Annotated in this window: 11 protein-coding genes; all 11 read right to left on the minus strand. The window is 63.7% G+C overall.

Translation table 11 applies throughout. The features are described from left to right. Window positions 1-91: 91 nt before the first annotated feature. Window positions 92-1,168, minus strand: a complete 1,077-nt coding sequence (locus KUV86_RS05665) for an amino acid ABC transporter permease (RefSeq protein ID WP_222162534.1) — start codon at window positions 1,166-1,168, stop codon at window positions 92-94. Window positions 1,169-1,262: 94 nt separating this feature from the next. Further along, entirely contained in the window at window positions 1,263-2,438 is a 1,176-nt protein-coding gene (locus KUV86_RS05670) for an amino acid ABC transporter permease (RefSeq protein ID WP_206943792.1), read from the minus strand. A gap of 153 nt (window positions 2,439-2,591) precedes the next feature. Then, window positions 2,592-3,629, minus strand: a complete 1,038-nt coding sequence (locus KUV86_RS05675; protein WP_222238975.1) for an amino acid ABC transporter substrate-binding protein — start codon at window positions 3,627-3,629, stop codon at window positions 2,592-2,594. A gap of 237 nt (window positions 3,630-3,866) precedes the next feature. Next, window positions 3,867-5,435 carry a nitrite reductase gene (locus KUV86_RS05680; RefSeq protein ID WP_261395917.1) on the minus strand — a complete coding sequence of 523 codons (1,569 nt, stop codon included), beginning with the start codon at window positions 5,433-5,435 and terminating at the stop codon, window positions 3,867-3,869. After that, window positions 5,432-6,235 (minus strand): uroporphyrinogen-III C-methyltransferase, encoded by an 804-nt coding sequence (gene cobA, locus KUV86_RS05685; protein ID WP_222483992.1) that lies wholly within the window; start codon window positions 6,233-6,235, stop codon window positions 5,432-5,434. Before cobA ends, KUV86_RS05680 begins: the two co-directional genes overlap by 4 nt. 13 nt (window positions 6,236-6,248) lie before the next feature. Continuing rightward, window positions 6,249-7,424, minus strand: coding sequence for a heme d1 biosynthesis radical SAM protein NirJ (gene nirJ / locus KUV86_RS05690; RefSeq protein ID WP_222483993.1), 1,176 nt, complete (start codon window positions 7,422-7,424; stop codon window positions 6,249-6,251). Beyond that, complete coding sequence (locus KUV86_RS05695; protein ID WP_222483994.1) at window positions 7,412-7,969, minus strand: Lrp/AsnC family transcriptional regulator; 558 nt, start codon at window positions 7,967-7,969, stop codon at window positions 7,412-7,414. The genes nirJ and KUV86_RS05695 overlap by 13 nt, the downstream gene beginning before the upstream one ends. Further along, on the minus strand, window positions 7,944-8,459 hold the full coding sequence (locus KUV86_RS05700; RefSeq protein ID WP_261397553.1) for an Lrp/AsnC family transcriptional regulator: 516 nt from the start codon (window positions 8,457-8,459) through the stop codon (window positions 7,944-7,946). The genes KUV86_RS05695 and KUV86_RS05700 overlap by 26 nt, the downstream gene beginning before the upstream one ends. A gap of 32 nt (window positions 8,460-8,491) precedes the next feature. Further along, window positions 8,492-9,100, minus strand: coding sequence for an AsnC family protein (locus KUV86_RS05705; protein ID WP_222483995.1), 609 nt, complete (start codon window positions 9,098-9,100; stop codon window positions 8,492-8,494). Continuing rightward, window positions 9,097-9,588, minus strand: coding sequence for an Lrp/AsnC family transcriptional regulator (locus tag KUV86_RS05710; protein WP_261397554.1), 492 nt, complete (start codon window positions 9,586-9,588; stop codon window positions 9,097-9,099). Before KUV86_RS05710 ends, KUV86_RS05705 begins: the two co-directional genes overlap by 4 nt. A gap of 62 nt (window positions 9,589-9,650) precedes the next feature. Next, on the minus strand, window positions 9,651-11,375 hold the full coding sequence (locus KUV86_RS05715; RefSeq protein ID WP_222483996.1) for a nitrite reductase: 1,725 nt from the start codon (window positions 11,373-11,375) through the stop codon (window positions 9,651-9,653). Window positions 11,376-11,462: the final 87 nt, after the last annotated feature.

Consider the following 11,462-nt stretch of genomic DNA (forward strand, 5'->3'; position numbering starts at 1 on the left):
GGTCGCTTGGGCCGTCATGGCGGCGTCCCCCTGTCACTTGTCTTGGTATCGGCCAGGAGACACCCCACACGGTGCCTCCGGCCCGCTGTTGTCAGTGCCCGGTATGCAGGCGACGTTCGATGTACTGGCTGTACCTGGACATGCCGAAGCAGAAGATCCAGAACATCAACGCAGCGAACACATAGCCTTCGGTGGCAAAACCCAGCCAGTTGGTATCGGTGAGCCCGGCGCGAATGATCGCGAGCAGGTCGAACAAACCGATGATCAACACCAGGGACGTGTCCTTGAACAGGGCGATGAAGGTGTTGACGATGCCGGGAATCACCAGCTTCAGCGCCTGGGGCAGGATGATCAGCCCCATCCGCCGCCAGTAGCCAAGCCCCAGCGCCTTGGCCGCCTCTTCCTGGCCGCGTGGAATGGCCTGCAGGCCACCTCGCACCACCTCGGCCATGTAGGCGCTCCAGAAGAACATGATGCCGATCAGCGCCCGCAGCAGCTTGTCGAACTCCACCTCGCTGGGCACGAACAGCGGCAACATCACCGAGGCCATGAACAGTACGGTGATCAACGGCACGCCTCGCCAGAACTCGATGAACACCACCGACAGGCTGCGCACCAGAGGCATCTGCGAGCGACGCCCAAGCGCCAGGATCACGCCCAGGGGCAAGGAGCCGACAATCCCCACGATGGCCACCGTCAGGGTCAGCATCAGGCCGCCCCACTGCCGGGTAGGGACGGCAGGCAGACCGAAGCTGCCGCCCAGCAGCAGCACCCAGGCGACCAACGGAAAGCCGACCAGGGCAAAGATCACGACCCAGCGCTTGGCCGGCATCCGCGGGATCACAAGCCAAGCAATGGTCGCCACCAGCAGCGCCAGGGTGATATCCACCCGATAACGTTCCGCCACGGGATAGAACCCATAGACGATGGTCTCGAAGCGAGCGCTGATGAAGACCCAGCAGGCGCCCTCACCGGTACAGGCGTCGCGGGTAGTGCCGATCCAGTCGGCGTCGATGATGGCCCACTGCACCAGCGGCGCCAGTGCCCACAGCATCACCACCAGGGTGATCAGCGAGACGACGGAATTCAGCGGCGTGGAGAACAGCCGACTGCGCAGCCAACCGCTGACACCGTGCCGCGACACGGGGGCTGGCCGGGCCGCGATCATGGTGTGCTCGGTGGAGAGCGCTCCCGGCACGAGCGAATCGTCGCTCGGCGGATGGATCGGCGACTGGGAAGGAGGCTTGGGGTGGTCCGTCATCTTAGCGCTCCTTCAACAGGGTGCGGGCGTTGTAGACGTTCATCAACGCCGACACCACCAGGCTGATGGTCAGGTAGACCGCCATGGTCATGGCAATGATCTCGATGGCCTGGCCGGTCTGGTTCAGGCTGGTCCCGGCGAACACTGCCACCAGGTCGGGATAGCCGATGGCGGTGGCCAGCGACGAGTTCTTGATCAGGTTCAGGTACTGACTGGTCAACTGCGGCACGATCACCCGCATGGCCTGGGGAATCACCACCTTGCGCAGGGTGATATTGCCTGGCAGGCCGATGGCCCGGGACGCCTCGACCTGCCCCTTGGGTACCGACTGGATGCCGGAACGCACGATTTCCGCGATGAACGATGCGGTGTAGATCGATAGTGCCAGCCACAGCGCCATCAACTCAGGAATGATGGTGACACCACCGGCGAAGTTGAAGCCCTTGAGAGCAGGCGTCTCCCAGCCGAGCGGCATACCGCTGGCGACAAATACCACCAGAGGCAGGCCGATGATCAACCCGGCACCGAGCCAGTAGACGGGCAGAGCCTTGCCGGTGCGCTGCTGCAGGCGTTTGGCGTAGCGTCCCAGCACCACGACCGCAACCACTGCCACCAGCACAGCCAGCTGGGTCAGTCCAAAGCCCGGCTCCGGCACCGGTGCCGGCACGATCAGCCCTCTCACGTTGAGAAAGAAGGCCTCGAACAGCGACAGGCTTTGACGTGGGCTGGGCAAGGCCTGAAGCACCGCGAAGTACCAGAACAGGATCTGTACCAGCAGGGGGATGTTACGAAAGATCTCGACAAAGGCAGCGGCCAGACGGGCCAAAAGCCAATTGGGCGACAGCCTGGCGATGCCCACGGCAAAGCCGATAAGGGTGGCCGCAATGATCCCGAGCGCCGACACCAGCAGCGTATTCAAAAGCCCCACCACGAAGGTACGGGCATAGCTGCTGTCGCCGGAATAGTCGATCAGCGTCTGGGGAATCGAGAAGCCGGAGCGCTCGCCAAGAAACGCAAAGCCAGTGGTGATACCCCTGGCCTCCAGATTGGTCAGGGCGTTGCCAATCATCATCGCGATCAGTGCCACAAGGCCTGCCAGCAGCAGCGCCTGAATGATCAGCGCACGAAAGGCGGGGCGCCGCCACAGCGGCGTCCGTTCAATAGGGGGGGTGGACATGGTGGCATCACTCGATCCGCAGGAACTCGGACGGCCCCGGCACTCGCCAGGGCCGCGTCGTACGGGGGGCTGAGCGAGGCCGTTCACCGCCCTCGCTCAGGGCGCTAGCAACCCCGCTGGGTCAAGACGGGCCTGGTCAGGCCCGCCCTGGTCTCAGCGGATCGGCGGCGCGTAGAGGATGCCACCCTCGTTCCACAGCGCATTCATGCCACGGCTGATGCCCAACGGAGAGTTCTCGCCGACGGTATCGGCAAACACTTCACCGTAGTTCCCGACCTGAGACACGATGTTGTAGGCCCAGTCATTGGACAGGCCAAGCTGCTCACCGTAGGTGCCATCAACGCCGAGCAGACGCGCCACCTGGGGGTTGGGCGGATCATTTTTCATTTGCTCGACGTTGTCGCGGGTGATCCCCAGCTCCTCGGCATTGACCATGGCGAAGACCGTCCACTTGACGATATCGAACCACTGATCGTCACCCTGGGCGACAACCGGGCCCAGCGGTTCCTTGGAGATCAGCTCGGTCAGAATTTCGACGCTGTCAGGCTCCGGCAGCTGCAGGCGCAGGGCGCTGAGCTGAGAGGTGTCCGAAGTGAGCACGTCACAGCGGCCGCTGGCAAAGCCCGACGCGGTCTGGTCCGGGGTATCGAAGGTCACGGTGTTGATGTCGATGCCCTTGGCCGGGAAGTAATCCGCCAGGTTGAGCTCGTGGGTGGTGCCGGACTGGATGCAGATAGAGGCGCCGTTCAGGTCCTCGAGGCTGCTGATACCCAGATCCTTGGCCACCATGAAGCCCTGACCGTCATAGAAGGTGGTGGTGGTGAAATTGAGTCCCAGCGAGTTGTCACGGGTCGCGGTCCAGGTGGTATTGCGCGAGAGCACATCGATTTCGCCGGACTGCAGCGCGGTAAAGCGCTCCTTGGCAGTCAGCGGGGTGTAGACCACCTTGTCGGCGTCACCGAATACCGCAGCGGAAATCGCTCGGCAGGTTTCTACGTCGAGACCCTGCCACTTGCCGTTTTCATCCGGCGAGGAAAAACCCGACAGGCCCACGTTGACGCCACAGTGCAGCTCACCGCGAGAGGACACGTCGTCCAGGGTGGCCGCAGAGGCACTGCTGGCAGCGCCAAGCGCCATTGCAGCAGCTGCAGCAAGAGAGAGGTTCAGCAACGTCTTGTTATTGTGTCGCATGGATTCAGCTCCAGAGGTGTATGGAAGCCCGGCGTGAGCCGATGCACTGGTCACGCGGGGTCTCCGTGTGGGCGTAATGCACCTTTCCACTATCCGAGCCCGACCCTGGCGGGTCAATCCTGACTGCGACGATTGTTTTAAACGTTGGATTGAAGCAGGCGCCTTTCGGCCAAGCCTGTCAGCCATCCGATCGCCGGCCCAGCGGCGCCGCCTGGCGCCGGCGGAGGGCCTGGCCAGTCAATGCGAGGTGCCCTCTTCGTAGTGGGTCTTGTTCCACACGTTGTACTTGCCCGATGGCTTGTCCATGGGAATGCGGGTGATTTCCTCCAGGGTGTCGGCGTCGTAGGCGATCACCGCGCCATCGCGCTCCCACAGGCTCAGCAGCAGCGTCTCGCCGTTGCGGTCGAATTCCACGTGGGCAGAGGTCTTGCCGGGCTCAGGGATCAGCGTCTCGACGATCTCGAGGCGATCCTTGTCGATCACGTGGACGCGGTCCCGGTTCGGGCCAAAGAAGACATCGGTCCAGGCGTAGCGGGAGTTGGCGTGACTGCGCATGAAAAAGCCGGGGCCGTCGGTATGCAGCGTCTTCACCAGGGAGTAGTCGTCCATATCAATGATCGACACTTCTGCCTTGGCCAGGTGGGGAATCGCCATCACCCGGCGACCGCCGGTCTCCCAGGTAATCCCGGAGCCCAGGTGCGGCATCCCTGACAGCGGCAGGTCGGCGAGCTTGGCGCCACTGTTCAGATCGATGACCATGGCGCCGCTGCCGCCCCGGGAGGCACCAATCAGGCGCCGATACTCAGGGTCAAAGAAGAAGTCGTCCAGGTAGTCCGGCACGGGAATCCGGCGCACCTCGAAGCTGTCCGTCTCGGGTAGGCCAGCATCACTGAGCGGTTCGGCCATATGGCCGGTAGCCACCACCGGCTCCGGAGCGACCGGCCAGGGGATTTCCCAGGCTTCCTTCACGTCCTTGAGCGCGGCGATGAAACTATGACGAGGCGGTGCAGCGTAGACGGCGCTGACCCGGGAGCCATGACCCTCGCTATCGACGGCGGGATAGACCCGCAACGGGTCAAGCTCGTGGGCATCGAACAGCACCAGATTGCCCGGCAGGGTGTTGGCGGCCATCACATAAAGGCCGTCGGCAGATACCGCGATATTGCGCATATTGATGCCTGCGCGCACTTCTGCCACCACCTCAAAGTGGTAGAGGTCGAACTTGGTGATCCAGCCATCGCGAGAGCCGAAATAGACATAGCGACCATCCGGGCTGTACTTGGGGCCGCCGTGCAGGGCAAAGCGGGTAGGAAAGCGGGCCAGACGTTCAAAGCTGTCACCGTCCAGCACGCTGGCATGGTGATCGCCGGTCTCCACCACCACAAACAGATTCTGGGGATCAGCATCGAACTCGGGGCTGTCGTCGAGGCTCCCCAAGGGCTGCGTCACCACCTGACTGGCACGGATGTCGTCCAGCGTCCAGTCCGGCGTTACCGGCGGATCACTGAGTACCCAGTCGCTCAGGGTATCGACCTGTACGGCGTCCAGAACATCGGCAAACCCCGGCATCTGGGTGGCCGGGCGTCCATCGGCAATCACCTGCCGCACTTCCTCGGGCTTGATCCGCCCCAGGTTCTGAGGCAATAGCGCCGGCCCCATGGCACCCAGGCGGTCGGCCCCATGGCAACTGGCACAGTGTTCCTGATAGAGCGGCGACGGTGCCACACTGCCGGCGGTGGTCGCCGCCATGGCCAGCCCAGGCATCACACCCATGAGCGCCACACCGAGCAACCCGGCAAGCTTCATGCCACCGCCTCCGTCAGACAGCCTGCGTCGAGGCGTGCAGCCAGTGACACCACTTCACCCACCACGATCAGCGTAGGCGGCGTCAGCGACTCGTCGCGGATAGTATCCGGCAGGCGGTCCAGGGTCGTGATGATCCGTCGCTGCTGGGGCGTGGTGCCGCGTTCGATCAACGCCACCGGGAGCCGTGACGGCATGCCGTTGGCCAGCAGCTCTTGGCGAATCAGCTCGGCATTGGTCAGCCCCATATAGAACACCAGGGTATGCCGACGCCTGGCCAGCGCGGGCCAGTCCAGGTGCAGGCTGCCATCGGCACGGGCATGCCCAGTGACAAAGGTCACACCCTGCGCGTAGTCGCGATGGGTCAATGGAAAGCCCGCGTAGGCACTGCAGCCCTGGGCCGAAGTGATGCCCGGCACGACGCGAAACGGAATACCGTTGTCCACCAGCATCTCGGCCTCTTCACCGCCGCGACCGAAGATGAAGGGGTCGCCACCCTTGAGACGCACCACGCGCTTGCCGGTCACCGCCAGGCGTACCAGCAGCTGGTTGGTCTCGTCCTGGGTCAGGGCATGACAGCGCGACGCCTTGCCGACATAGAAGCGCTGGGCCGCCTGCGGCGCCAAGGTCATGATGTCGGGTGACACCAGGCGGTCGTAGACCAGGCAGTCGGCCTGGTTGAGCAGGCAAAGAGCTCGCAGGGTGAGAAGCCCAGGGTCGCCGGGGCCTGCGCCCACGATAGCGACTTCTCCCGGGGAGAGTGACGCTTCACCGAGTTGCTCCTTGAGGGCTTGGATAAACATGGTGGTCTCCCGTTCAGGCGGACGTCAGAATCATCGAGGAAGAGGCGTCAGCCACGCCGATCTCTTCGTTGCTGAGGTAGCAGCCCGGATCCTCGGCCCAGGCATCCCCCTGGGTCTTGAAGGCACGTACCCGCGTGTTGCCATTGCAGATCGCCAGGTAACGGCAAGCACCGCAACGTCCCTTGAGCGGCCTTGGTCGGGTGCGGAACCCCAGCATCAAGGGGTCGTCGGCCTGGCGCCATATCTCGGAGAAGGGACGGCTGCGGACATTGCCGAGGTGGTGATCCCACCAGAAGGAGTCAGGATGAACATTGCCGAGGTTGTCGATATTGGCGATGTATTCACCACTGGCATTGCCGCCCCAGGCGCGCAGACGCGCCTCGAGATCGGCCACTCGGTCCGGGTAGTGCTGGCTGGCCCAGCGCAGCAGGAAGGGCCCATCGGCATCGTTGTTGCCAGTGACGTACTCGCGGGTGATACCGGCGACCAGCTCATCCCGGCAGCGCTCGAACAGCCGCGTCATGGCATCCCGGGTCATGTCGTGCCAGGCATCGTGCTTGCGATGACGATGCCCGCGGCCCCCGTAGTTGAGGTGGGACAGGTAGAACTTGTCCACATCGTGATCGGCGGTCAGCGCCAGAATGTCATCGAACTGGGCATGGTTGTCCCGGGTCAGGGTGAAGCGCAGCCCCACCTTGATGCCGCGATCCTTGCACAGCCGCACCGCGGCCAGGGAATCGCGGAAGGCGCCCTTGCGCTGGCGAATCTGGTCGTGGGTCGCCTCAAGCCCATCGATGCTGATGCCGACGTAGTCGTAGCCGGCATCCTGGATGGCGTCGATATTGTCTTGGGTGATCAGGGTGCCGTTGGTGGATAGCCCGATATAGAGCCCCAACGCCTTGGCATGGCGGGACAGGGTGAAGATATCCGGCCGCATCAACGGCTCGCCCCCGGACAGAATCAGCGCGGGCACATGGAACGCCTTGAGGTCATCGAGCACCCCCAGCGCCTCGTCGGTGGTCAGCTCGCCGGCGAAGTCGATATCCGCCGACACGGTGTAGCAGTGGCGACAGGTCAGGTTGCAGCGGCGAATCAGATTCCAGATCACCACCGGCCCCGGCGGCTTGCGCGCGGGAGGCAACGGTGCCGGATGCAGCAGGCTGTCGATGTAGCGGGTTACTCGGAACATGATGCCTCCCGCTGCCGACGCGTCAGCCTCAGTCCCGTCTTCTTGAGAATGCGGGTGCTGAACAGGATCTGATGGTCACGGCAGGCATCTCCCATCAGCTCGCGCAGTTGCTCGGCCTGGCGCTCGACCTCTTCACGCTGATGGCCATGCAGCATCACGAACAGGTTGTAGGGCCAGTCGGGGCCGCGGCGGGGTCGACGGTAGCAGTGGCTGACGCCGGGCCACTGCGCCAGACGACGACCGATATCACCGATCCGCGCGTCATCGATGTCCCACACCGTCATGCCGTTGGCCAGGTAGCCCAGTCGGTAGTGGTTGGGCACCGCCGCCATGCGCCGCAGCACTCCCGTGAGCAGCAGTCGCTGGAAGCGCGCCAGCACTTCCTCGCCACACATGCCGATACGCTCGCCGACTGCGGTCCAGGGATCCGCCACCAGGGGCAAGCCGTCCTGGGTCGCCTCGATCAGAGCAAGGTCAGCATCGTCCAGACGCCGGCCTGTGCTGGCCGCCGTGCGATCCTCAGACCGGTAGATGGAGATGGACATGGAACTCCTCCTCCTTGGGCAGATGAATGACCTCGTAACCGCTGGCACCTTCGATCTCCGTGATCACCTCGGCGGTACGCCTGGGCTCATCACTGGCGATCACGAACCACAGGTTGAAGCGGTGTTCGCGCTGGTAGTTGTGCGCCACCTCGGGGCAGGCATTGACGATCGCTGCCACCCGCTCGACATCGTGCTCGGGCACCGCCATGGCGGCCAAGCTCAGCGCGCCGCCCATGCGTTCAGCCTGAAACATCGGCCCGAAACGACTGAGCACGCCGCGTTCGAGCAAGTCGCGCAGGCTGTCAAGCAGTTGCCGAGAGGTGATGCCAAGCTCCTGGGCCAGGTCACCGTAGGGGTCTGGCGTCAGCGGTACGCCCCGCTGCAGGCGGTTGATGATGTCGCGCTCTTGCTGGGTCAGCTTGGCTACCACATCAACGTGGGCACTGGTGGTTCCGTCCGTGGAGCCGTGATTCGAGGCAGTCATCTTCATGGCTCCTCCGGTAGTGGATGGGGCGATACCGCTCAGGGCATCTCGGGGGTAAAGCGACCGCCACGCTGACAATAGGCACGGCGGCTAAAAAGTACCTGGTGTTCGACGTGCTCGAGCGCGTGGCGCTGGATCAGAGCTGAAATCTGGGCCTCGACGCGCTCGCGACGGACCCCGTGAAGCATGCAGTACAGGTTGTAGGGCCAGTCGGGACGGCGCAGGCGCTGGTAACACAGCGTGACCTGGGGCTCACTGGCCAGGCGGCGACCTACCTCATTGACGCGCTCGTCCGGCAGATTCCACACCACCATGGCATTGGCGGTGAGGCCCAGGCTGCGGTGGCGCACCACCAGGCCGACACGCTTGATCAGGCCACTGTGCTGCCAATAGCCGATCAGCGCGCGCACTTCCCCGACGCTCAGCCCCGTTTCCTCGGCCAGCGCCTTGAACGGCTCAGGCACCAGCGGCAGGCCCTGCTCCAGACAGGCTCGCAGCCTGGTGTGACGCCAGTCCTGCTCGTGTGGCGCCCCCGCCAGGGCATGTTCGCTTAGCCCTTCCAGCAGTTCTCGGGACAGCCCTTGGGATAGCCCTTGGGATAGCCCTTGAGACAGCCCCTGGAATCGCCCTGCGGTGACCTCCGTCATGCGTCCTCCAGTTCTGTCCAGGGCAGAGCAAACGCCAGATCGATATGAAAGCTCTGCACCATGGGTAAGCGCAGCAGCGGCGTGTGCAGCTGGGCCTCGAGCCGCGTCAGTCTGAGCTCGAGGCTGGTGTCATCCGGTGCGGTGACCACGAACCACAGGTTGTAGCGGTGCTCGCGCCAGTAGTTGTGGTTGACCCCGGGGCAGGCGCTGATGATGGCGGCCACCGCCTCGCGGCGATGGTCTGGCACGGCCACGGCCACCAGCTCACTGGCACCGGCCTGACGGTGATTGAATACCGCTCCTACGCGTCCGATGATGCCCATCTCGGTCAGCCGGGCCAGACGCTCGATCAGCGCCTGTTCCGTCACCCCCAGGGACTCGGCCATGGCCGCATAGGGTCGCTCCACCAGGGGCAGCCCGCGTTGATAACGATCAAGCAGTCGGCGATCGACGTCGTCCAGACATGCCACCAGGCCGTCGGATGTCATGGTCACCTCCCGAGCTAGGCTCAATGACAGGCGGGCCGCCATCACGGCGGCCCACCCTGACGTCAGTAGACGTCGTGCTGGGTGTTGTAGACGTTGAACTTGCCGGTCGGCGTGACCAGTCGCTCGTCCTTGATGACCGCCTCAAGCTCAAGCGTTTCATCGTCCACCACCACCAGGGCGGAGGTCTGATCGGCGGTGTTCCACACCGAGAACCAGACCTCGTCGCCAGCGCGGTTGTATTCCGGCTGAACTACCCGCTTGGGCCCCTCACCCAGATCGGCCCATTCGGCGATGGGCAGCACGCTAAAGCCCTCCTCCAGCGCATTGACGTCATACACGGCAACGCTCTGGCTGATCGCTTCGGCCGGGTTCAGCGCGGTGTCCACATACAGATGCTCGGACTCAGGATGGGTCTTGATGAACAGTGAACCACCGCCCTGTCCTTCCAGGGTGCGCACCACCTGCCAGGCCTGATCAGGGTGACCCTCCGGGTCGGTGCCGATCAGCGAGATGGTGTTGTCGCCCAGGTGGCTGGTCGCCCACACCGGCCCGAACTCGGGGTCGACAAAGTTGGCACCGCGTCCTGGATGCGGGGTCTTGCCCACGTCGACGATGGCTTCAAGCTCGCGCTCCTTGGCGTCGATCACCACGATCTGGTTGGATTGGTTGGCGGCGGTCAGGAAGTAACGACCGGTGCTGTCCCAGCCCCCATCGTGCAGGAAGCGAGAGGTCTCGATCTCGACACTGGAAAGGGCGTCCAGATTCTCGTAGTTGACCAGGCGAACCTTGCCGGTTTCCTTGACGTTGACGATGAACTCCGGGTGCTGATGGGAGGCGACGATGGCGGCAACACGAGGCTCCGGATGGTACTCCTGGGTACCCACGGTCATGCCCCGGGTACTGACGATCTTCATCGGTTCCAGGGTCTCGCCGTCCATGATCACGTACTGGGGCGGCCAGTAGGTGCCGGCGATGGCGTAGCGGTCTTCGAAGCCTTCGAACTTGGAGGTCTCCACCGACCGGGCTTCCAGGCCCACCTTGATTTCGGCAACGGTGGTGGGCTCTTCCATCCACAGGTCGATCATGTCGACCTTGGCATCCCGGCCGATCACGAACAGGTAGCGCCCCGAGGCAGAGATCCTGGAAATGTGCACCGCATAGCCGGTATCGATGACCTTGACGATCTCCTTGCTGTCACCGTCGATCAGGGCGATCTGGCCGGCATCACGCAGGGTGACCGAGAACAGATTTTCGAGGTTCAGGTCGTTCAGCTGCTCGGTGGGACGATCTTCCGGTGCGACTAATACCGTCCAGGTGTCCTTCATGTCCTGCAGGCCATACTCCGGGGGCACTGGTGGCTCGTGCATGACATAGCGGGCCATCATGTCGATCTCGCCGTCGCTGAGCTCGCCTGACGTGCCCCAGTTGGGCATGCCGGCGGGCGAGCCGTAGGTGATGAAGGTCTTGAGATAGTCGACGCCCCGTTCCCGGGTGATATCCGTCGTCAGCGGCTTGCCCGTGGCCCCCTTACGCAAGACACCATGGCAACCGGCACAACGCTCGAAGTAGATCTCCTTGGCGTGTTCGAATTCCTCCCGCGACATGGCGGGGGCGCCCTCCTCATCGGGCATCATCACCGCAGCAGGGTCGATACCCGATGGGCTGCCCTGATAAGCGGACTCTTCCGGGGACAGGGTCTTGTCGGCGCCGTAGGCGCTGCCCAGGCCGGCGATCACTATGGCGATCGCTGCGGCCAGGGGCTTGAGAGTCGTGACGCTGCTGGTCATCGTTTCACCTCGAGTCATGATCCACGTGTCTTTCACCCGGGGCCTCGGCTGAGCCACAAGGTGAAAATGTCGCCAGGTGTTTGCCAC

The organism is Halomonas sp. DP8Y7-3, assembly GCF_019801675.1.
Lineage (GTDB): Bacteria > Pseudomonadota > Gammaproteobacteria > Pseudomonadales > Halomonadaceae > Halomonas > Halomonas litopenaei_A.